The following is a 20,403-nucleotide window of genomic DNA, read 5'->3' on the forward strand; positions in this document are numbered from 1 at the left end:
ATCCAGCGGCGCCGTCGTTGCAGAACGAGCCGGGGCGGCGGCGCGGTCTGGCCGGCACTAGTGCGCAGGCAATCGATTGTTGTGGAGTTCATTTGACCAAGCACTTTGACGAGATGGCCGTCGTGGTGGACTGGCTCGACTGCTGCAGGAGCCGCGATCTCGAGGCGCTGCTTGACTACTATGCCGATGATGCCCGGCTGGAATGCGCCTGCGAGGGGAGCTCGATCAGCGGCCGTTCCGCGCTGGCGGATTACTGGCGGCCGAAACTGTCCGCGGTGGCGTCGAGCGCGTTCGGGCTCGAGGAGATTTCGCCGCAAGGGAACGGGGTCGTGCTTGACTATCTGAGCTTCGAGGGCAGGCGGGTTCAGATCGTGTTCGGGTTCGATGCCGAGGGGCGGATAGCGCACATGCGCTGCGCCCCGTCATCGCGGTGATGCCTTCCTCATTGCACGACGGCATGGTCGAGCGGCAGCCGGCAACGCACGATGGTGAGACCTTGCTCGCGGACCAGCTCCAGCGTGCCGTCGAGCGCGCGCACGCGTTCCTGCATGCCGGTCAGGCCGCGGCCGAAGACCAGGTTCCGCGGCAGGCCGACGCCGTCGTCCGAAATCTCGATCCGGATCTGGGCCTCCTCGATCGCCGCCGCGACGCTCATCGTCCACGCCTCCGCATGGCGGAGGACATTGGTCACCCCTTCCTGGATGACGCGGTAGGCGGTTTGCGAGAGCAGGCCGTCGAGGTCATTCAGACGCTGATCGATCTGCGATTGCAGGCTGAGGCCGGGAGCCTGGGATTTGGCATTGCGCAGCAACGCCTGCACGCTGGCCATTAGTCCCAGCTCCGTGACGTAGAGCGGGCTCAGTCCCTCCAGCACGCGCCGGTTGGCCTGCTGCAGGGCCTCGGCCGCGCTGAGGATGCCATGCGCCGGCGAGCCGGGCTCGGGAGGGCCCTCGGCCTCGGCCAGCGCCGTGGCGTTGGCGCGGATGGCGAACAGCAGCGGGCCCATCTCGTCATGCAGTTCGCGGGCGAGCTCGCGGCGCTCGTCGTCCTGCACCGCAACGAGCTTGCGCAGCAGCTCGCGATTGTCCTGGCTGAACCGCCTCAGCGTCGCGGCGAGCTGGTTGGCTTCCGCGCAGCTGTTGCGGATCTCGGGCGGGCCGGCCAATGGAATGGCGGCATCGTATTCGCCGTTTCGCATCCGGGTCAGGCCGGCGCCGAGCTGGGCCAGCGGGCGCAGCGCGGTGCCGGTCGTGAAATAGGCGCTGAGTGCGGCGAGCAGCATCAGCGCCATACCGGACGCCACGATGGCCAGGAAGCCCACCCATTTCTCGGAGATTTCGGCGAAAAGGTTGGGGCTGAAAACGATATCGCCCACATGCGCAGGTCCGATTTTGACCGGATGCGTTGAGCCAAGTTGGGGGACCTGCAGCAGAGCCGTGAACCAGGCGGGAACGTTGCCGCGATCGGTGTCCGAGGCCGTGCGGTGCGGCCTCGACCCCGACGGCACGAACTCGATCGCAGAAAGCGTGCCGAGCCCGCCCGCGAACGCATTGAGGGTCTGCTGCGGGTTGTGCGCAGCCGCGAGTGCGGCATTCAGGGCATCGGCTACAAGCTGGGCGGAGCGCGCACCCTGGGCGTTCTCCTGCTCGAATTGCTCGGGTGAAAAGGTCTGCAGGGCGAAGCCGGCGAGCATCAGTGCGCCGATCATCATCGCCGCCATCGGCAGCAACAGCCGGGCGCGAAGGGAGAGGCGGGTCCAGAGTTTCGGCACGTCGGGCTCCGTTTTGGCGATTTCGCTTCCCATTCCCGCGCGAAGTTTCTATCAAGGCGGAGGGGTAGTCATGCACGAAACGGCCAAATCAGCCACCAGGGTATTGATCGTTGACGACCATCCGGTCGTGGTCTCGGGCTGCCGCTCCCTGTTTGCCTCCGACAAGACGGTCAAGATCGACGAGGCCGCCGATGCCAAGGCCGGCCATCGTGCCTTCATGCAGAAGCGGCCCGACGTCACCGTCATCGACATCAAGCTTCCCGATGTCTCCGGGTTCGAGCTGCTGCGCAGGATCCGCAAGGACGATCCGGACGCCCGCATCATCATGTTCAGCATGAATGACGACCCCGCATTCGTGGTGCGGGCCGTGGAGATGGGCGCGCAGGGCTACCTCTCGAAGAGCGACGATCCGCGCCTGTTCGTGAAGGCGGTGCGCAAGGTCGCGGCCGGCGAGCGGTTCATCTCGCCGCATCTCGCGGAGGCGATCGCCTTCGCCGGCGCCGCGATCAAGGCCAACCCCGCCTCACAGATGTCGGCGCGGGAACTGGAGATCCTGCGGCTGCTGGGCCGCGGCGACAAGATCGTCGATGTCGCCTCCGCGCTCGGCATCTCCTACAAGACCGTCGCCAACACCACCTCGCTGCTCAAGCAGAAGCTCGGCGCCAAGAACCACTCCGACCTGGTGCGGATCGCGGTCGAGCTGGAGCTGGGCTGAGCTTTGCGGAAGACGGCCATTCCTGCCTTTCGGGAAAAATATGCAGCCGGCTGGAACTGTTTGTCTCTGTCCCGGTTGATGCCGTGCGTTAAGACACAATCAACTTCCCAATAAGACTCCGGCGCGGCTCCCCGGCTGCGCCGGAGCTAATTTTTGTGTGCAGTGGTGGAGCAGGAACGAGATCAGGCGCGGCGGTCGCGCCGCGCGGGAGACCACAGGCCTGAAAGAGCGTTGGCACCTGAACCCGCGCTAGAGCGGGGCCCGGACCTGCGGCACGGCCGGCATTGCAGGGCTCCTTGCCGCCCGGGACTCGACGAACAGGCTGGATGTGACGATCAGCGCGATCGAGAACAACGCCACCACCGACATGCATGCGACCTGATCGCCAGCGCCCATTTCGCTCCTCCGCGTTTGCTTCGAACGGAGAACTTGGGGGAGATCGGTTCGTTCCTGTGATCGGGAAAAACCAGCAATACTCGCTTCGTCGTTGCCGGCGCTTCCGCCAACGCATGATCGGCTGCGGCTGATTCGGACCGGGTTTGACGCGAGGCATTGACGCCAGCGGTGCGAAGAGGGCCGCGCCCGGCATGGCCGCATGCGGCGGCCGCGATTGACAGGGGCGGCGTTGGCGCTACGCTTCCGGAACAGGGAAGTTTTCCCAAGCGACCGCGATCAAGACCAGACTCATCACGACCAGACTCAAGAGCCAACCAAGAACCAAGAACAAGGGCAGGAACGCCGTGAAACGCGTCATCGCGTCTTGAGCGGAGCCACGCGGACCTCCGCGCTCGCGCCATTTCGCATCCGCAGCTATCGCTTTCAATGGCCGTCCGATCTGCTCACCTCGTGGGCGTTCGAGGTCGAGACGCTGGTGCTCGGCTGGTACATCATGGTCGAGACCGGCTCGGTCTTGCTGCTGACCGTGCTCGCCTCGCTGCAATATGTCGGCACGCTGGTCGCGCCTGTCGTCGGCATGATCGGCGACCGCATGGGGCATCGCGATCTGCTTGCCGTGATGCGCTTTGCCTATACCGCACTCGCCGGCACCATCATGACGCTGGCGCTGACGGGGCACCTGGCGCCCTTGAACGTCATGATCATCGTCGCGATCATGGGCGTGATCCGCCCGTCGGATCTCGGCGTGCGCGGCGCGCTGCTCGCCGACATCATGCCGCCGGAACAGCTGGTCGGCGCCATCAGTCTGGCGCGCACCACGCAGGATTCGGCGCGGATCGCCGGCGCGCTGACCGGGGCCGGATTGTTCGCGGCGCTCGGCATCGGCTATGTCTATGTCGGGATCGCCGGCTTCTATTTCATCGCGGCGATCCTGATGCTGTGCATGGGCCGTCCGAAATCACACGGCGCAGCCGATCTCGCGGCCGACGATCTGCCGGGTTCAAAACTGCTGCGGGACCTCAAGGAGGGCATCGTCTATGCCTGGAGCGGCCCGGGCATGCGCGCCGCCCTGTGTGTTGCGTTCCTCGCCAATCTGACCGCGTTTCCGCTCACCAACGGCTTATTGCCCTATGTCGCGCGCGACATCTTCCATACCGACCAGACCGGGCTCGGCTATCTCTCGGCGAGTTTTGCGGTCGGCTCGCTGATCGGCTCGATCACGCTCAGCATGGCCGGCGGCGTGCGCATCGCGCGGCTCCTGATCGGCGCGACCTTGGCCTGGTACGTAATGCTCTTGGTGTTCGTCGAGCTCAGGACTATGCCGGTGGCGATGGCCTGCCTGGTGCTGGCCGGCATCGCGCAGAGCATGTCGATGATCTCCGCCGCGGTGATGCTGATGCGCAATGCCAGCGCACATCTGCGCGGCCGCGTAATGGGCGTGCGCATGATGGTGATCTACGGCCTGCCGCTCGGCCTGCTCGCGGCCGGCAGCCTGATCGACCTGATCGGCTACACCGCAACCGGCACGCTGCTCGCCGCCGCCGGCTTCATCGCCATGCTGGCGATCGCGCTGCACTGGCGCGCCGACCTGTGGCCGACGCACGCGCCGGCCAATGCAAGGTGAAAGCGAGCTTCCATAGCCCGGATGAGCGAAGCGATATCCGGGGAGCTCGATCCGCGGATGGTGCGCCTCGGATTTCGCTGCGCTACATCTGTGCTACGAACTTGGGCCTGGAGCTGAACGACAGATTGGGGATGTGGTGTGGACGAGCAGCACAGAACGCAGCTGATCGGCGGTCATAACGACGAGTCTGCTCTCTTCACCCTGTTCGAAGAGGGGGACGACTGTCGGCTTCGGTGCGAATACCGAGATAAAACCGTTGAACGCACTGCAGCCGATTTCTTCCAAGCTCTTTGCGATGTTCGCTGTCTGTTAGCCGAGGATGGCCTCATTCCATTCTGCTATGGCGCAAGCCTGAACGTATATCCTTCGGGGATGGCGAGGGATATGGGCGCTGGTCTCAAGGCCTACAAGCTCGTGGTGGGACGACACGCGAAGATGAGCGATCTTGTTGAGATATTCGCCAGCGGCCCCGGCGTGATTCCGGCCTCCGTTGCCGCGCAGGAGCAGTTTTTCCGTGACTGGCTTGCGTCGCCGCGCTCGTAGCCCGGATGACCGAAGCGATATCCGGGACGGCTGGATCCCGCATGTCGCTGCGCTCATGCGGGCTACGAGCTTGCGCGTCCGCGCCGCTATCGCTTCCTGTCCAAAAACCCCTGCAGCAGCCGCTGCGGCTCGCCGGTCTGGAAGGATTTGCCGAATACGCCGACGCTCAGATTCACCGACTCGGTCAGCGGCAGCTCTTCCCACTGACGCAGCAAATCCTTCTGGATGCGCAGCGCTTCGGGGCCGCATTCCAGCAGCGCCTTGACGGTGTGCTCGATGGCGTCGTCGAGGCCACCGGGTTTTGCCACGGTGTCGACCAGGCCCCAGGCGAGCGCGGTCGGCGCGTCGATGTTCTCCGCGGTCATCATCAGCCAGCGCGCGCGGCCCCAGCCGATCAGGCGCGGCAACAGCGCGGCATGGATCACCGAGGGGATGCCGACCCGCACCTCGGGCATGCCGAACATCGCGTCATGTGCCGCGACCCTGACGTCGCAGGCCGCCGCGACCTCGAGGCCGCCGCCCAGGCACCAGCCGGGCAGGCGGGCAATCACCGGCGCCGGGAATTTGCGCACGGCCTCGCAGAGGTCGCGCAGGCGGCTGATGAACGCTTCCGCGGATTTTTGGTCGAGCTTCGCCATCTCCTTGATGTCGGCGCCGCCGATCATGCTGCGCTCGCTTTCGCCTACGAGAATCACCGCGCGGATGCCGCGGTCGGCGGCGAGGTGCTCAAAACCTTCGCGCACGCCGTTGGTCACGGCCGAGCTGACGATGTTCAGCTTGCCGGCGTTGCAGATCGTGAGGCGGACGACGCCTCTCGAGTCGCGGTCGATGCCGCAGTGGGGATTGAGCATGTCCATGGAACGGTCCCGGCGCAGGAATTGATCGCGCCATGTCCCGGACAAAGCGTGTCCCTGTCAAGGGACCGAACCGCGGTTGCGCCGCGCGGTTCGGATCGATAGAATTATACTTGTCATATAAGTGGAGCCGTCATGACCGCCGCCGAGACCACCGACCTTCATTCGCCCGATCTGCTGCGCACCCGCGTGGTGGAGTGGCAGGCGCCCGGGCCGGTCGCGAAGGCGGCGATGCCGATGTCGGGCATCGAGGCGATGCGCGCGATCCGCGACGGCCGGTTGCCGCCGCCGCCGATGGCCAAGCTGATCGGCTTTCGCATGGCCGTGGTCGAGCCCGAGCGGATCGTGATGGAACTCGAGCCGCATGAGAGCCTGGAGAACACGATCGGTCTGCTGCACGGCGCGACCGCCGCGGCGCTGCTCGACACCGCGATGGGTTGCGCGATCTCGACGGTGCTGCCGGCGGGGCAGACTTCGGTGACGCTCGACCTCAAGCTGACCTATCTGCGCCCGCTGTCGGTGCGCTCCGGCACCATTTCGGCGGAGGGCAGGGTAATCAAGCTCGGGCGGCAGACCAGCTACACCGAAGGTTTCGTCCGCGACGGCAAGGGTAATCTAGCGGTGCACGCGACCGCGACATTCTCCATGCTCGGCGGGGAACCCAAGACTCTGGGCAACAGTCGGGACCAGACACCGAATGAGACGAAATAAATGCAGCAACGCGGGCGCAAATCTGCTATTATATGATTAGAAACATTCCATGAGAGCGGCATGCGCTATTCGAAAGAGCACAAGCAGGAGACCCACGCGCGGATCGTGAAGAAGGCCGCGACGCGGCTGCGCGAGCGGGGTGCCCATGGCATCGGCGTCGCCGACCTGATGAAGGATGCCGGGCTGACCCATGGCGGCTTCTACGCGCATTTCGATTCGCGCGAGGCGCTGGTGATCGAGGCCTTCAGCTATGCGATGGACCGCGCCATCGAGCGCTGGCGCAAGGTCGCGGCGGACATACCGCCGGAGAAGCGGCTGTCGACCATCATCGACGGCTATCTGTCGGCGGTGCATCGCGACGATCCCGGCCAGGGCTGCGCGATCCCGGCGCTCGGCGCCGAGATCGCCCGCGAGAGCCCGAAGACCCGCAAAGCCTTTGCCCTCAAGCTCGACCAGATGATCGACATGATCGCCGACCAGATCCCCGACGTGCCGCGCAAGGCCGCGCGCAAGCAGGCGATGGCGGTTCTCGCGACCATGATGGGCACCATCGTGATGTCGCGGATCTCGGGCAACGGCGAAATGTCCGACGAGATATTGGCCGCCGGCCGCGAGGCGGTGATGGGACGGACTGCCGCGGCCAAGGCGCCGGCGAAGAAGAAGGTGAATTAGGCGGGGTCTCTCCCTGCCGTCGTCCCGGGCTTGACCCGGGACCCATAACCACGAATGCCGGCTGATAAATTCCGCTGGGGCCACGCTCCCGTCAACAACACAATCCTGTGGTTATGGGTCCCGGCGTTCGCCGGGACGACGGAGAGATACATTCCGCCAAACAGTGCGCGCTCAGCTTCTAGTGTCTCGTAGACGCAGTCGGCCACAGCGTGGATGCGGGCGAGGCCGCGGACTCACGATCAGTCCGGAAGCCCCGCTTCGCGAAGACCCTTGGCAAAAAGGGCTAGATCCTCCGCGCGGCGAAATGGTGCCAGATCGTCCAGATTGGAGATGCACAGATCGGGATTGCGCTCGCGTGCACGCGCGATGCTCTTCTGTGCCGGCTCAAGGCGTCCGGTGAGCGCATTGCAGGCCGCGCACATGCAGATTGTCAGCAGGAAATCCGGATTGTCGCGCAATGCCTTCTCGGCCCATGACAACGCCATATCATGGCGGCCGGAGAGAAAATGAGCATACGCCACGGCTGCGTTGATGCTGTACATGGACGGATCGAGCGGACTCAGGCGCATGGCGCGCGCAGTGTAATCAAGTACGAGGTCGGGCTCACCTCGAAAAATCCTCACCCACGCACCAAGATTCCAGGCTTGCGCCAGGTTCGGATTGATCGCCAGTCCGCGATCCACGAAAGCAATCGCATCATCGAACTCATGGGCGATGAAGGCGAGGACATATGCACCCATGCACATCGCTGCCGGGTCATCTACTCCCAGATGCACTGCTTTCCAGCCTAGCCGCGTAGCTTCGGCACTTTCCTGCTCACGATCGATCATCCAGCGACGCGCTTTGCGCTGGATGTAGCACCATCCGGCCATGCCATAGGCGCACGCCAGACCGGGGTCGAGCTCGATCGCCTTGCAAAAGAGCAGGAGTGCTTCGCTGTTCGCTTCTCTGGTCCAGCGACGAACGCTCGCCAACCCACGCAGGTAATAGTCGTATGCATCCAGGTTCTCGGTCGGCTTGCGCCTGGCTCGCCTGATTTCCTCGCGCTGCAGCATGGGCGCGATGGCACCCACGACGGTAGAGGTCACCTGGTCCTGCAAATCGAAGATATCCTCGAGCGCACCATCAAAACGGTCAGCCCAGAGATGCGCGCCGGTTTCAGCATCGATCAACTGACCGGCGATACGAATGCGATTTCCGGCCTTGCGCACGCTACCTTCGAGGACATAGCGCACCGCGAGCTCGCGGCCGACCTGCTTGATGTCCACGGGCCGGCCCTTGTAGGTGAAGCTCGAATTGCGCGCGATCACGAGCAGCCAACGAAACCGCGACAGTGCCATCGTGATATCTTCCACGACGCCATCGGCGAAATACTCCTGCTCCGGGTCGGCACTCAGGTTCTGGAAGGGCAGCACGGCGATCGAAGGTTTGTCGGGGAGCGCGACGGTTGGCTTCGGCCGCTCCAACTCGGCGCCGGCCGTTGCCGCGCTTGCAGGCCCCCGATCTTCCCGGACCGCACCGACGAACCGGAAACCTTTGCGTGGCAGTGTCTTGATCAGACGCTGCTGTTCGCCGGAATCACCGATGGCGCTGCGCGCGACATTGAGGCGGGTGGTCAGCGCTGCATCGGACACGCTGCGCCCGTTCCAGATGGCTTCGATGACGTCGTCCTTGCTGACGACGCGCTCCCTGTTGCGGATCAGAAAGTCGAGCAGGTCGAATACCTGTGGCGTGACGGAGACCACCTCCGCCCCGCGATGCAGCTCGCGCCGGTCAGTGTCGAGTGCGTACTCCTCGAAGAGATAGCGCAAGCCGCGAATCCCTTGGGTGTGCCTCCGATGATCGTCATGAGGCGCCTTGGCACCGCCTGGAGCGCCAAGAATAAGCCGCCGGTGAGGAAAATGTAAGCCGCCGGTGAAGCGCGCGCGCTCATGCCGCGGCACCTTGTGCGGGTGAAGAGAACGTATCCCGGAGGTGCTGCAATGAGCACGACCTACAGTCCAACGCGTTCAGCCCGGACCACCGCATCGACGCCGCGCGGCCCCGGCGCCTTCAGGGGTTTTTGGGATGCAATCCAGGAATGGCAAATGGGAGCGGCTGCGCGCCGATCTCGCCAGTTTGAGCGATCGGGAGCTCATCGATATCGGGATTTCCCGTGGCGAGATCGACCACGTCGCCGGGAACCGGGACACCGACCCGCGGGGCATCCGATCCGCCTGACGATGTCGATATCCGGCGGCGGTCGGAATTGGACACAACCATGCGTCTCCTGGCGCAGATGCCCGCCCTGAACGGTCGGTTACGCTTCCCGCCTATGCTCTGCCGCAGGCGGGCTATCCGGCGGCCTGTGCCCAGTTGATGAACGCCGTGATCAAGTCCGTCTTCGGGTGTCCTGCGCGGTGCACGATGTAGAATCCGTAACCCGGCAGCTTGATCCGGGAGACCGGCACCAGCGTGCCGTTTGCGAGTTCGGGACCGATCAGGACGGTGCTGCAGATCGCCACGCCCTGGCCGGCGATCGTGGCCTCGATCGCATGCAGTTCCTCGCGAAAGCTCAGACTTGGCAGCGCCGCGAAATCGGGCGCGGAGCGATGGCGTCGGCTGGCGACGCGTTGCCAGTGCTGCCAGCGCGGCGCATCAAGATCGGCCGGTGGCCATTCGGCTTCGATCAGGGGAAATCGCGCCAGTTCGGCTGGGCTCAACGGTCGCTTGAGGTTGCCGACCAGCCGGGGACTGGCGACGACATAGAATTCGTCGCGAAGCAGCTCGACGGAGGGGCCGCCCGGCGGCGCCTTGCGGGCGTAGCGAACGGCAATGTCGGCCTCTCCGCTATCGAGATCGAGCACCGTGTCAGTGCCGATGATGTCGAGCTTCAGGCGTGGATAGGCGTCCCGCCAGTCGGGCAATCGCGGCACTAGCCACCGTGCGGTGAATGCGTTGGTCGCGGTCAGGCGGAGTCGTCCGCTTGTGCCGCCGCTTCGTATCCCGCTCAGCGCCTCGGCGAAGGTTTCGAAGCCGTCGCGAACTACGGGGAACAGCTGTTGTCCGGCGCGCGTGAGCGCCAGCGGCCGCGGCCGGCGGCGGAACAGCGACTGGCCGCAGTGACGCTCCAGCAATTTCAGCTGGTGGCTGATTGCGGTTGGCGTGACGCCCAACTCGGCCGCAGCCAGCTTGAAACTGAGGTGGCGGGCGGCGGCCTCGAACGCGCGCAGTTCGGTCAGCGGCGGCAATTTGCGCATGCGGCATTGTAGATGAATTCAGTTCACCTGCACCTGAATTCTTCGGATTTGCCGTGGCAGTTCCTGCTTTCTAGACTGCCTGTCGCGCGTGATGGAGGTGTCCATGCTGATGACGGCTCACACCGGTGTGTCGGATTATCTGGCCGCCGTGCAACGGCTCGTGCCTCTCATCGACGAGCATCGAGGAAGCTTCGATACGGAGCGCAGGATCCCCGATGCAGTGTTCATCGCGCTGGCCGAGGCCGGACTATTCCGCCTCTATCTGCCGAAAATACTGGGCGGTCCCGAACTGTCACCGTTCGATTTCATGAACGTCGTCGAAGCCGCTTGCGCGCTTGACGGTTCGGTCGGCTGGTTAGTTGGCAACGGCGCTGGAATGAGCCGGACCGGTGGCTATCTGCCGGAAGCGGTGGTTCGCGACTGGTTCGCCGACCCTCACACGTTCATTGCCAGCGCGACCGGAGCCGTCGGCGTGGCGGAACGCGTGGCCGGAGGCTATCGCGTCAGCGGGCGGTGGCCGTTTGGCAGCGGCGCCCATCACGCCACCAGGTTCATGGGACTGGCCAGCGTCAAGTCCGCCGACGGTGAGAGCGAGCCGCCATTGTGCTGCTATTTCGCGAAGTGCGATGTCACCGTTCACGACAACTGGTTCGTTTCCGGTCTGCGCGCCACCGGCAGCTGCGATTTTGAAGTCCGCGACGTCTTTGTCTCCGCCGACCACTCGCATCCGTTGGTCGACTTCAAGCCGACGCAACCGGGATTGATCTACCGCTTGCCCGGCCTGTCGGCCTTTGCATCGACCATCTCGGCCGTTCCACTCGGGATCGCGCGGGGGGCGATCGACGCATTTATTGCGCTTGCCGGCCGCAAGACGCGCTTGGGCAGCACCATGTTGCTGCGCGAGAGCGAGCTCGTTCAGGCGATGGTGGGGCGCGCGGAAACGGCGCTGCACGCCGCGCGTGCCTTGCTGGTCGATGCCATGGCGGAGCTCATGACGGCGACCGATATCGGCGGGGATCGTCTCTTGCAGGCGCGCGCCGCGTTTCGAGCGGCCTGCAGCAATGCAACCGAATGCGCGCTGCAGATTGTCGATAGCATCGCGGCCAACGCCGGCACCGCGGCCATCTTCGAGTCCGGAAAGCTGGAGCGTGCGGTTCGCGACGCCCAGGCGGCGGCCAAGCATGTGGCGGTCAGTCCAAACAACTACACCATCGTCGGGCGGCTTGCGCTGGGGCTCGAACCCGGCACCACGCGCGTCTGACCATCAGGCGTCAGCGCGTCGGGAAGGCCCGCTGAACAGCGCGCGCTCGGTTTCCACCGTCTCGTAGATGTAATCCGCCACCGCGCGGATGCGGGCGAGGTCCTTGCTGTCGGCGTGCATCAACAGCCAGAAGGTGCGGGAGATCCGCACCTCGTCCGGCAGCACCGGCGCCAACTCGGGGTGGGCGGTCGCCATGAAGTGCGGCAGCACGGCGATGCCGAAGCCGGCGATGGTGGCATTGAGCTGCGCGATCAGATTGGCGCTGCGGAATTTTGCCGAGATTTTCGGCGAGACCTGCGGCAGATAGTCCAGCTCCGGCGTGAACAACAGCTCCTCAATGTAGCCGACGAAGCGGTGCTGCGGCAGGTCGGCGCGCACGGCGATCCTTGGCGCCTGCGCGAGATAGCCGGGTGCGGCATAAAGCCCGAGCGTGTAGTCCAAGAGCTTGCGGCCGACGATGCGGCCTTCCTTCGGCATGGTCAGGCTGATCGCGATGTCGGCCTCGCGCTTGGAGAGCGAGAACAGCCGCGCGGTGGCGACGAGCTGCAGATCGAGATCGGGATACCGCTCGGTGAACTTGACCAGCCGCGAGGCCAGGAAGTGGCTGCCGAACCCGTCCGGCGCGCCGATCCGCACCGTGCCGGTGAGGTGCGCGCGCGAGCCGCCGACCGCCTCCTGGTTGGCGACGATGGTGGATTCCATCGCCTCGGCGCTGTCGGCGACGCGCTGGCCGGCCTCGGTCAGCAGGTAGCCGGTCTTGCGGCGATCAAACAGTTTTGCGGAGAGGTGGCGCTCCAGCCGGTCGACACGGCGGATCACTGTGGCATGATCGACGCCGAGCTGCTTGGCGGCAGCTGAAACCGACCCGCCGCGCACGATCGCCAGCACGAAACGGAAGTCGTCCCAGTCGATCGCGTCGCCGCCTTGATCCTGCATTTCCGCACATCTATGGTGCAATTTATCGGACTTGAATCCTATAAAATGCAGGGTCATTAGGGTTTGTAAAGCGATCCCGCCGCCGGCAGCGGCGATTCAGGTCTCCAAGGGAGGATATTCATGCGCTCGATCGGACATTTCATCGGTGGCAAGGAGGTCAAGGGCACATCGGGCCGCACGGCCGACGTCTTCGAGCCGATGACCGGCGAGGTCCAGGCCAAGGTGGCGCTGGCCTCCAAGGCCGAAGTCCGCGCCGCGGTCGAGAACGCCCGCGCCGCCCAGCCGGAATGGGCCGCCACCAATCCGCAGCGCCGCGCCCGCGTCATGATGAAATTCGTCGAACTGGTGCAGCGCGACTACGACAAGCTCGCCGAGCTATTGGCGCGTGAGCACGGCAAGACCGTTCCCGATGCCAAGGGTGACATCCAGCGCGGCCTCGAAGTCGCCGAGTTCGCCTGCGGCATTCCGCATCTGATGAAGGGCGAGTACACCGAAGGCGCCGGCCCCGGCATCGACATCTATTCGATGCGGCAGCCGCTCGGCGTCGTCGCAGGCATCACGCCGTTCAATTTCCCGGCGATGATCCCGATGTGGAAGTTCGCGCCGGCGATCGCCTGCGGCAATGCCTTCATCCTGAAGCCGTCGGAGCGCGATCCGGGCGTGCCGATGAAGCTTGCCGAGCTGATGATGGAAGCGGGCCTGCCGGCCGGCATCCTCAACGTCGTCAACGGCGACAAGGAAGCGGTCGACGGCATCCTCGACGATCCCGATATCAAGGCGGTCGGCTTCGTCGGCTCGACCCCGATCGCGCAATACATCTACGAGCGCGCAGCGCAGACCGGCAAGCGTTGCCAGTGCTTCGGTGGCGCCAAGAACCACGCCATCATCATGCCTGACGCCGACATGGACCAGACCGTCGACGCGCTGATCGGCGCCGGCTACGGCTCGGCCGGCGAGCGCTGCATGGCGGTGTCGGTTGCCGTCCCGGTCGGCAAGACCACCGCCGACCGGCTGATGGAAAAGCTGATCCCGCGCGTCGAGTCGCTCAAGATCGGCACCTCGGTCGACCCGTCGGCCGATTACGGCCCGCTGGTGACTCGCGAGGCGGTCGAGAAGGTCAAGAACTACATCGACATCGGCATCAAGGAAGGCGCGACGCTTGCGGTCGACGGCCGCGGCTTCAAGATGCAGGGCTACGAGAAGGGCTTCTATCTCGGCGGTTCGCTGTTCGACAACGTCACCAAGGACATGCGGATCTACAAGGAAGAGATTTTTGGGCCGGTGCTCTCGGTGGTGCGTGCACACGACTACCAGGAGGCGCTGGCGCTGCCGTCCGAGCATGACTACGGCAACGGCGTTGCGATCTTCACCCGCGACGGCGACACCGCGCGCGACTTCGCCGCCAAGGTCAATGTCGGCATGGTCGGCGTCAACGTGCCGATCCCGGTGCCGATCGCCTACTACACCTTCGGCGGCTGGAAGAAGTCGGGCTTCGGCGATCTCAACCAGCACGGTCCGGATTCGGTGCGCTTCTACACCAAGACCAAGACGGTGACCTCGCGTTGGCCGTCCGGCGTCAAGGACGGCGCGGAGTTCTCGATCCCGACGATGAAGTAACGCGAGACTGGAGTGAGCTTTAGCAGCATCGGGAAATCACCTCTCCCTTTGGGAGAGGTCGGCGCGAAGCGCCGGGTGAGGGGGCACGGTCTCTCGTTGGAGCGACACCCCCTCACCCGATTTGCTGCGCAAATCGACCTCTCCCCGGTGGGGAGAGGTGACCTCAGCCTGCGGGGGCATTGAGATGCAGTTCGCTCTCAACGAGGACCAGATCGCGGTTCGCGACATGGCGCGGGCGTTTGCGGCGGAGAAGATCGCGCCGCACGCGCTCGAATGGGACGAGAAGAAGCATTTTCCTGTCGACGTGATGCGCGAGGCCGCAGGCCTCGGCATCGGCGGCATCTATATCAAGGACGATGTCGGCGGCTCGGCGATGACGCGCTTCGACGCGGCGCTGATCTTCGAGGCGCTGGCGACGGGATGTCCGACCACGTCGGCCTTCATCTCGATCCACAACATGGCCTCCTGGATGATCGATGCCTATGGCAACGACACCCAGCGTCACACATGGCTGCCAAAACTCTGCACCATGGAGCTGATCGCGAGCTACTGCCTGACCGAGCCGGGCGCCGGCTCCGACGCCGCCGCCTTGCGCACCCGCGCGGTGCGCGACGGCGATCATTACGTGCTCAACGGCCAGAAGCAGTTCATCTCCGGCGCCGGCAGTACCGACCTGCTGGTGGCGATGGTACGGACCGGCGGCGATGGTCCCGGCGGCGTCTCGACTGTTGTCGTCGACGGCAAGACGCCGGGCGTGTCGTTCGGCGCCAACGAGCGCAAGATGGGCTGGAACGCGCAGCCGACCCGCGCCGTGATCTTCGAGAACGCGCGCGTGCCGGTCGCAAACCGGCTCGGCGAGGAGGGCATCGGCTTCAAGATCGCGATGGCCGGCCTCGACGGCGGCCGTCTCAACATCGCGGCGTGCTCGCTCGGCGGCGCGCAGTCAGCACTCGACAAGGCGCTGGCCTACATGAGGGACCGCAAGGCGTTCGGCAAACGCCTCGACGAATTCCAGGCGCTGCAATTTAAGATCGCCGACATGGCGACTGAGCTCGAGGCCGCACGCACCTTCCTGTGGCGCGCCGCGGCCGCGCTCGACCGCAAGGACCCGGATGCCTCCATGCTCTGTGCAATGGCAAAACGGTTCGGCACCGATGTCGGCTTCGAGGTCGCCAACCAGGCACTGCAGCTGCATGGCGGCTACGGCTATCTCAGCGAATACGGCGTCGAGAAGATCGTGCGCGATCTGCGCGTGCACCAGATCCTCGAAGGCACCAATGAAATTATGCGGCTGATCGTGTCGCGCAAACTGATCGAGGGCGCGCGATGAATGATGCGGCAGCTGCCGAGGGCGATCTGATCACGCGCAAGGAGGGATCGGCCGGCATCATCCGCCTCAACCGGCCGAGGGCGATCAATGCCGTGACGCTGGAGATGTTCCACGACATCGACAGGGCGCTCGACCTGTTTGAAGCCGATCCTGATGTCGCGGTCATCGTGCTGGAAGGCGCCGGCGAGCGCGGCCTGTGCGCCGGCGGCGATATCCGGGCGCTGTGGGAAAGCTCCAAGGTCAAGGGTGACCTCGGCAAGATCCTGTGGCGCGACGAGTACATCCTCAACGCGCGGATCAAGACATTCCCTAAGCCCTATGTCGCGTTCATGGACGGCATCGTGATGGGCGGCGGCGTCGGCCTGTCGGCGCACAGCCGCCACCGCGTGGTGACAGAGCGAACCAAGCTCGCGATGCCCGAAGTCGGGCTCGGCTTCTTCCCCGATGTCGGCGGCACCTATCTGCTGTCGCGCTCGCCGGGCGAGATCGGCACCTATTTTGGGCTCACCGGCACCACCATGAATGGTCCGGACGCGATCTACGCGAAGTTCGCCGACGCCGTGGTGCCGAGCGCCAAGCTCCCTGCGTTGCGCGAGGCGCTGACCAAAGTTGCGCCAGGCACCAGCTCGGTCGAGATCGATCGCCTGATCGCAGGCTTCGCCACCGGCGAGACATCCGGCCCTGTTGCCGCGATGCAGGCCAGGATCGACAGCTGGTTCGCGCGCGGACGGATGGAAGACATCATTGTCGCGCTGAAGGCTGATGGCTCCGACCTGGCGCAGGCCACGTTGAAGGCGCTGGCTGAGAAGTCGCCGCGCGGCATGGTGGTGACGCTGAAGCTGCTACGATTGGCGCGCGCGACCGAGACGCTGGAAGAGTGCCTGGTGCGCGAATATCGTGCCGCGCTCGCGGTGTTCGCCAGCGACGATTTCCGCGAGGGCGTGCGCGCCGCCGTGATCGACAAGGACCGCAATCCGAAGTGGTCGCCGGCGAATATCGAGGACGTGACGCCGGAGATGGTTGCACCGTATTTCGCCGAGATCGGCGCCGACGAATTGAAATTTCCTGACAGCAAATAGAAACGTCGCAAGCGGAGGACTTCCCATGGCAAACGTCGCATTCATCGGGCTCGGCAATATGGGCGGGCCGATGGCGGCCAATCTGGTCAAGGCCGGCCACAAGGTGACCGCGTTCGATCTGGTCGCAGCATCGCGCGATCAGGCGAGGCACGACGGTGCCGCGATCGCCGAGAGCGGCGTCGGTGCGGTGAAAGGGGCCGATGTCGTCATCACCATGCTGCCGGCCGGCAAGCATGTGCTCGGCGTCTGGAACGAGGTGCTTCCGGCGATGGCCAAGGGCGCGCTGATTATCGACTGCTCGACCATCGACGTCGAAAGCGCCAAGCAGGCGCATGCGCTGGCCGCCAAGCACGGCATGGCCTCGGTCGACGCGCCGGTCTCCGGCGGCACCGGCGGCGCCAAGGGCGCGACGCTGACCTTCATGTGCGGCGGTGAGGCGAAGGCGTTTGCGGCGGCCCAGCCGATGCTGGCCAACATGGGCAAGAAGATCGTGCATTGCGGCGCCGGCGGCGCCGGGCAGGCGGCCAAGATCTGCAACAACATGATCCTCGGCATTTCCATGATCGCGGTCGGCGAGGCCTTCGTGCTGGCCGAAAAGCTCGGCCTGTCGCACCAGGCGCTGTTCGACGTCGCCTCGACCTCGTCGGGGCAGTGCTGGTCGCTCACGACCTATTGCCCGGTTCCCGGCCCGGTGCCGACCTCGCCGGCCAACAACGACTACAAGCCGGGTTTCGCCTCCAACCTGATGGTCAAGGACCTGACGCTGGCCCAGGACGCCGCCAATGCCGCCGGCGCGGTGACGCCGCTCGGCAAGCATGCGCAGGAGCTCTACAAGACCTTCGACGCCTCGGGCCATGGCGGGGTCGACTTTTCCGGAATTATCCAGCACGTTCGCAGCCTCGCTGGGAAATAGTATTGGTTCCGTCATCCTTCGAGACGCCGCTTCGCGGCTCCTCCAGCGACAACGCGAAGCGTTGCGCGGGGATGACGCAAGAAAACGTGGTGAAGCCGGATGACCACATTTCAGGACGCACGCGCCTTTCTGCTCAAGCACCGCACCGACTACGACACGGCGGTGAGGGATTTTCGCTGGCCCGATCCGGTGCCGTTCAACTGGGCGCTGGATTGGTTCGACGCCGAGCTGGCGCACAACGCCGACAGCCGCGATCGGCCGGCGCTGTGGATCGTCGATGCCGCCAGCGGCAACGAGACCAAGCTGTCGTTCGCTGAACTTTCACGCCGCTCGAACCAGGTGGCGAATTTCCTGCGCGCGCAGGGGCTGCAGCGCGGCGATCATCTGTTGCTGCTGCTCGGCAATGTCGTGCCGCTGTGGGAGACCATGCTGGCGGCGATGAAACTCGGCGTCGTCGTGATCCCGGCGACCACGCTGTTGACTGCGGATGAACTGCGCGACCGGCTGGATCGCGGCCGGGCCAAGGCGGTGGTCGCGACGCTGGATCAGGTGGCGAAGTTCGCCGGCCTCGGCACCGACCAACTCGTCCGCATCGTGGTCGGCGCGACGCAGGCGCAGGACGGCTGGCTGCCGTTCGAGGACGCCGCGAAGTCGCCCGAAGCCTTCACGCCCGATGGCCCGACCAAGGCCGACGACCCGATGCTGCTCTATTTCACCTCGGGCACCACGGCAAAGCCAAAGCTGGTGCGGCACAGCCAGCGCAGCTATCCGGTCGGCCATCTCTCGACCATGTACTGGATCGGCCTGCAGCCCGGCGACGTCCATCTCAACATCTCGTCGCCCGGCTGGGCCAAGCACGCCTGGAGCTGCTTCTTCGCGCCGTGGAACGCCGGCGCGACGATCTTCATCGCCAACCAGCCGCGCTTCGAGGCGAGAGGACTGCTCGCGACCATCGCCCGCTGTGGCGTCACGACGCTTTGCGCGCCGCCGACGGTGTGGCGGATGTTCATCCAGGAGCAACTCGCGGACTTCAAGGTGAGCCTGCGGGAAGTCTGCGGCGCCGGCGAGCCGCTCAATCCCGAGATCATCGACCAGGTCAAATCGGCTTGGGGGCTGACCATCCGCGACGGCTACGGCCAGACCGAGACCACCGCGCTTGCCGGCAATTCGCCGGGGCAGAAGGTCAAGGTCGGCTCGATGGGCCGGCCGCTGCCGGGCTATCGCGTGCAGGTCACCGACAATGACGGCCATGCGTCCAAGGAAGGCGAGGTGACGCTGTTGCTCGGCGCCGACAGGCCGGCGGGCCTGATGCAGGGCTATCAAGCCGACGACGGCAAGCTCGCCGGTGCCGATGGCGAGATCTATCGCAGCGGCGACGTCGTGTTCACCGATGACGAGGGCTATCTGACCTTCGTCGGCCGCACCGACGACGTGTTCAAATCCTCCGACTACCGGATCTCGCCGTTCGAGCTGGAAAGCGTGCTGTTGGAGCACGATGCGGTGGCGGAAGCTGCCGTGGTGCCGAGCCCGGACCCGATCCGGCTGGCGATCCCCAAGGCCTATGTGCTGCTGGTCTCGGGTGTCGAGCGCACGCCGGAGACCGCGCTGTCCATCTTCCAGCACCTGCATGCAAGGCTGGCGCCGTTCAAGCGCATCCGCAAGATCGAGCTGGTGACCGAGCTGCCGAAGACGATCTCCGGAAAAATCCGCCGGGTGCAGTTGCGCCGGCTCGAACATGACGATAATCGCAGCGATGCGTTGCGCGGAGTCGAGTTCCGCGAGGAAGAATTTCCGGAGCTGCAGAAGGTGCGGACCTCCGGTTAGCAGAGGTTAGCCAATGAACGAAGTCTGGAAGAAGCCGCCGGTGTCGCTGGAAACCTACCAGGGCATGGTCGGCAAGGAGATCGGCGTGTCCTCATGGCACCTGCTCGATCAGGGCCGCATCGACACCTATGCCGATGTGATCGAGGATCACCAGTTCATCCATGTCGATCCCGAACGGGCCAAAAAGGAGACCGCCTTCGGCACCACGATCGCGCATGGCTTCCTCACGATGTCGCTGATGTCGATCATGTCCTACGAGGTGATGCCGGTGCTCGAGGGCACCGCGATGGGCGTCAATTACGGTTTCGACAAGCTGCGCTTCATCTCGCCGGTGCGCTCGGGCAAGCGCGTCCGCGGCCGTTTCGTGCTGGCGGAAGCCACGCTGCGCAAGCCGAAGGAACTGCTGTCGCGCACCAACGTCACGGTCGAGATCGAGGGCGAGGACAAGCCCGCGCTGGTCGCCGACTGGCTCGGCCTGATCTATTTCAGCTGAGGGCGCCACGCCCGTCATGGCCGGGCTTGTCCCGGCCATCCACGTCTTTCTTGATGCCGAAACCAAAGACGTGGATGCCCGGGATAAACCCGGGCATGACGAGTTTCATAGGCGGTGAGTTGCTCGCCAAGTCCACTTGGCGCATTGACGGCGATGGTTCCTGGTGTCCATCATCCACCCTTTAGGCGGTGCGGTCCCGGAGTGGCAGCCATGGTGCAGAACATCGTCGCCGGACTTGTCGTAGTCGCTTTGATTGTGATTGGGGCGATCAGCTACGCCCAGGAGCATCATGAGTGCTGGAGCGGGCACCTGCTCAAAAGCCTGAAGCCCTGCGGGTCGATGACGCCTTCCGTATAGCGCGCCCGGTGGCCGCCTTGGACGGTCCTGGCCGGGCTTGACCCGGCCATCCATCGCTGCTCAAAAGC

Annotated in this window: 21 protein-coding genes; 15 read left to right on the forward strand and 6 right to left on the reverse strand. The window is 65.0% G+C overall.

Translation table 11 applies throughout. The features are described from left to right. Window positions 1-92 precede the first annotated feature (92 nt). Window positions 93-434, forward strand: coding sequence for a nuclear transport factor 2 family protein (locus WDM24_RS17000; protein ID WP_338699739.1), 342 nt, complete (start codon window positions 93-95; stop codon window positions 432-434). A gap of 8 nt (window positions 435-442) precedes the next feature. Here the strand turns inward: WDM24_RS17000 and WDM24_RS17005 are convergent, their stop codons facing one another. Then, entirely contained in the window at window positions 443-1,804 is a 1,362-nt protein-coding gene (locus WDM24_RS17005; protein WP_338699741.1) for a histidine kinase, read from the reverse strand. A 37-nt stretch (window positions 1,805-1,841) separates the two neighbouring features. Here WDM24_RS17005 and WDM24_RS17010 point away from each other — a divergent pair, with 37 nt between their 5' ends. Continuing rightward, window positions 1,842-2,486 carry a response regulator transcription factor gene (locus tag WDM24_RS17010; RefSeq protein WP_338699743.1) on the forward strand — a complete coding sequence of 215 codons (645 nt, stop codon included), beginning with the start codon at window positions 1,842-1,844 and terminating at the stop codon, window positions 2,484-2,486. 249 nt (window positions 2,487-2,735) lie between these two features. On the opposite strand, the gene WDM24_RS17015 is transcribed toward WDM24_RS17010, so the two are convergent. Next, entirely contained in the window at window positions 2,736-2,882 is a 147-nt protein-coding gene (locus WDM24_RS17015) for a hypothetical protein (protein ID WP_166296598.1), read from the reverse strand. Window positions 2,883-3,246: 364 nt separating this feature from the next. Here WDM24_RS17015 and WDM24_RS17020 point away from each other — a divergent pair, with 364 nt between their 5' ends. Together WDM24_RS17020 and WDM24_RS17025 are read left to right on the forward strand one after the other, a co-directional pair. Beyond that, complete coding sequence (locus WDM24_RS17020; protein WP_338831842.1) at window positions 3,247-4,506, forward strand: MFS transporter; 1,260 nt, start codon at window positions 3,247-3,249, stop codon at window positions 4,504-4,506. Window positions 4,507-4,644: 138 nt separating this feature from the next. Continuing rightward, complete coding sequence (locus tag WDM24_RS17025) at window positions 4,645-5,049, forward strand: hypothetical protein (RefSeq protein ID WP_338699747.1); 405 nt, start codon at window positions 4,645-4,647, stop codon at window positions 5,047-5,049. An 86-nt stretch (window positions 5,050-5,135) separates the two neighbouring features. Here WDM24_RS17025 and WDM24_RS17030 read toward each other — a convergent pair whose 3' ends face one another. Next, window positions 5,136-5,906 carry an enoyl-CoA hydratase gene (locus tag WDM24_RS17030; RefSeq protein ID WP_338699749.1) on the reverse strand — a complete coding sequence of 257 codons (771 nt, stop codon included), beginning with the start codon at window positions 5,904-5,906 and terminating at the stop codon, window positions 5,136-5,138. Window positions 5,907-6,038: 132 nt separating this feature from the next. Between WDM24_RS17030 and WDM24_RS17035 the strand changes: the two genes are divergently transcribed. Together WDM24_RS17035 and WDM24_RS17040 are read left to right on the forward strand one after the other, a co-directional pair. After that, window positions 6,039-6,614, forward strand: a complete 576-nt coding sequence (locus tag WDM24_RS17035; protein WP_338699751.1) for a PaaI family thioesterase — start codon at window positions 6,039-6,041, stop codon at window positions 6,612-6,614. Between the two features lie 60 nt (window positions 6,615-6,674). Then, window positions 6,675-7,286 carry a TetR/AcrR family transcriptional regulator gene (locus WDM24_RS17040; protein ID WP_338699753.1) on the forward strand — a complete coding sequence of 204 codons (612 nt, stop codon included), beginning with the start codon at window positions 6,675-6,677 and terminating at the stop codon, window positions 7,284-7,286. Between the two features lie 239 nt (window positions 7,287-7,525). On the opposite strand, the gene WDM24_RS17045 is transcribed toward WDM24_RS17040, so the two are convergent. Further along, entirely contained in the window at window positions 7,526-9,097 is a 1,572-nt protein-coding gene (locus tag WDM24_RS17045; protein ID WP_338699754.1) for a winged helix-turn-helix domain-containing tetratricopeptide repeat protein, read from the reverse strand. Between the two features lie 256 nt (window positions 9,098-9,353). Between WDM24_RS17045 and WDM24_RS17050 the strand changes: the two genes are divergently transcribed. Then, window positions 9,354-9,506 carry a DUF1127 domain-containing protein gene (locus tag WDM24_RS17050; RefSeq protein ID WP_338831843.1) on the forward strand — a complete coding sequence of 51 codons (153 nt, stop codon included), beginning with the start codon at window positions 9,354-9,356 and terminating at the stop codon, window positions 9,504-9,506. 113 nt (window positions 9,507-9,619) lie between these two features. Here the strand turns inward: WDM24_RS17050 and WDM24_RS17055 are convergent, their stop codons facing one another. Continuing rightward, window positions 9,620-10,525: a LysR substrate-binding domain-containing protein gene (locus WDM24_RS17055; protein ID WP_338699757.1), complete on the reverse strand. Its 906-nt coding sequence runs from the start codon at window positions 10,523-10,525 to the stop codon at window positions 9,620-9,622. Window positions 10,526-10,628: 103 nt separating this feature from the next. Between WDM24_RS17055 and WDM24_RS17060 the strand changes: the two genes are divergently transcribed. Further along, entirely contained in the window at window positions 10,629-11,786 is a 1,158-nt protein-coding gene (locus WDM24_RS17060) for an acyl-CoA dehydrogenase family protein (RefSeq protein ID WP_338701279.1), read from the forward strand. Window positions 11,787-11,789: 3 nt separating this feature from the next. Here WDM24_RS17060 and WDM24_RS17065 read toward each other — a convergent pair whose 3' ends face one another. Beyond that, entirely contained in the window at window positions 11,790-12,722 is a 933-nt protein-coding gene (locus tag WDM24_RS17065) for a LysR family transcriptional regulator (protein ID WP_338699759.1), read from the reverse strand. Between the two features lie 120 nt (window positions 12,723-12,842). Here WDM24_RS17065 and WDM24_RS17070 point away from each other — a divergent pair, with 120 nt between their 5' ends. From WDM24_RS17070 to WDM24_RS17100, 7 genes are all read left to right on the forward strand, one after another. Further along, the gene (locus WDM24_RS17070; protein WP_338699761.1) at window positions 12,843-14,339 is read left to right on the forward strand and encodes a CoA-acylating methylmalonate-semialdehyde dehydrogenase; all 1,497 of its coding nucleotides are present in this window, start codon (window positions 12,843-12,845) and stop codon (window positions 14,337-14,339) included. Between the two features lie 184 nt (window positions 14,340-14,523). After that, window positions 14,524-15,669, forward strand: coding sequence for an isobutyryl-CoA dehydrogenase (locus WDM24_RS17075; RefSeq protein ID WP_338699763.1), 1,146 nt, complete (start codon window positions 14,524-14,526; stop codon window positions 15,667-15,669). Next, window positions 15,666-16,748 (forward strand): enoyl-CoA hydratase/isomerase family protein, encoded by a 1,083-nt coding sequence (locus tag WDM24_RS17080; RefSeq protein ID WP_338831845.1) that lies wholly within the window; start codon window positions 15,666-15,668, stop codon window positions 16,746-16,748. Before WDM24_RS17075 ends, WDM24_RS17080 begins: the two co-directional genes overlap by 4 nt. Before the next feature lie 25 nt (window positions 16,749-16,773). After that, window positions 16,774-17,661 carry a 3-hydroxyisobutyrate dehydrogenase gene (gene mmsB, locus WDM24_RS17085; RefSeq protein WP_338699767.1) on the forward strand — a complete coding sequence of 296 codons (888 nt, stop codon included), beginning with the start codon at window positions 16,774-16,776 and terminating at the stop codon, window positions 17,659-17,661. A gap of 99 nt (window positions 17,662-17,760) precedes the next feature. Then, window positions 17,761-19,485: an AMP-binding protein gene (locus WDM24_RS17090; protein ID WP_338699769.1), complete on the forward strand. Its 1,725-nt coding sequence runs from the start codon at window positions 17,761-17,763 to the stop codon at window positions 19,483-19,485. 13 nt (window positions 19,486-19,498) lie between these two features. Continuing rightward, complete coding sequence (locus tag WDM24_RS17095) at window positions 19,499-19,978, forward strand: MaoC family dehydratase (protein ID WP_106323062.1); 480 nt, start codon at window positions 19,499-19,501, stop codon at window positions 19,976-19,978. Window positions 19,979-20,188: 210 nt separating this feature from the next. After that, entirely contained in the window at window positions 20,189-20,335 is a 147-nt protein-coding gene (locus tag WDM24_RS17100) for a hypothetical protein (protein ID WP_165123242.1), read from the forward strand. Window positions 20,336-20,403 lie beyond the last annotated feature (68 nt).

This window comes from Bradyrhizobium sp. 27S5, assembly GCF_037217225.1.
GTDB lineage: Bacteria > Pseudomonadota > Alphaproteobacteria > Rhizobiales > Xanthobacteraceae > Bradyrhizobium > Bradyrhizobium septentrionale.

What these genes read in the sequence shown, in the direction of transcription:
- WDM24_RS17005 (WP_338699741.1), bottom strand. Translation starts at nt 1,804, where the DNA reads ATGGGAAGCGAAATCGCCAAAACGGAGCCCGACGTGCCGAAACTCTGG.
- WDM24_RS17010 (WP_338699743.1), top strand. Translation starts at nt 1,842, where the DNA reads ATGCACGAAACGGCCAAATCAGCCACCAGGGTATTGATCGTTGACGAC.
- WDM24_RS17015 (WP_166296598.1), bottom strand. Translation starts at nt 2,882, where the DNA reads ATGGGCGCTGGCGATCAGGTCGCATGCATGTCGGTGGTGGCGTTGTTC.
- WDM24_RS17030 (WP_338699749.1), bottom strand. Translation starts at nt 5,906, where the DNA reads ATGGACATGCTCAATCCCCACTGCGGCATCGACCGCGACTCGAGAGGC.
- WDM24_RS17035 (WP_338699751.1), top strand. Translation starts at nt 6,039, where the DNA reads ATGACCGCCGCCGAGACCACCGACCTTCATTCGCCCGATCTGCTGCGC.
- WDM24_RS17040 (WP_338699753.1), top strand. Translation starts at nt 6,675, where the DNA reads ATGCGCTATTCGAAAGAGCACAAGCAGGAGACCCACGCGCGGATCGTG.
- WDM24_RS17050 (WP_338831843.1), top strand. Translation starts at nt 9,354, where the DNA reads ATGCAATCCAGGAATGGCAAATGGGAGCGGCTGCGCGCCGATCTCGCC.
- WDM24_RS17055 (WP_338699757.1), bottom strand. Translation starts at nt 10,525, where the DNA reads ATGCGCAAATTGCCGCCGCTGACCGAACTGCGCGCGTTCGAGGCCGCC.
- WDM24_RS17060 (WP_338701279.1), top strand. Translation starts at nt 10,629, where the DNA reads ATGCTGATGACGGCTCACACCGGTGTGTCGGATTATCTGGCCGCCGTG.
- WDM24_RS17065 (WP_338699759.1), bottom strand. Translation starts at nt 12,722, where the DNA reads ATGCAGGATCAAGGCGGCGACGCGATCGACTGGGACGACTTCCGTTTC.
- WDM24_RS17070 (WP_338699761.1), top strand. Translation starts at nt 12,843, where the DNA reads ATGCGCTCGATCGGACATTTCATCGGTGGCAAGGAGGTCAAGGGCACA.
- WDM24_RS17075 (WP_338699763.1), top strand. Translation starts at nt 14,524, where the DNA reads ATGCAGTTCGCTCTCAACGAGGACCAGATCGCGGTTCGCGACATGGCG.
- WDM24_RS17080 (WP_338831845.1), top strand. Translation starts at nt 15,666, where the DNA reads ATGAATGATGCGGCAGCTGCCGAGGGCGATCTGATCACGCGCAAGGAG.
- mmsB (WP_338699767.1), top strand. Translation starts at nt 16,774, where the DNA reads ATGGCAAACGTCGCATTCATCGGGCTCGGCAATATGGGCGGGCCGATG.
- WDM24_RS17090 (WP_338699769.1), top strand. Translation starts at nt 17,761, where the DNA reads ATGACCACATTTCAGGACGCACGCGCCTTTCTGCTCAAGCACCGCACC.
- WDM24_RS17095 (WP_106323062.1), top strand. Translation starts at nt 19,499, where the DNA reads ATGAACGAAGTCTGGAAGAAGCCGCCGGTGTCGCTGGAAACCTACCAG.
- WDM24_RS17100 (WP_165123242.1), top strand. Translation starts at nt 20,189, where the DNA reads ATGGTGCAGAACATCGTCGCCGGACTTGTCGTAGTCGCTTTGATTGTG.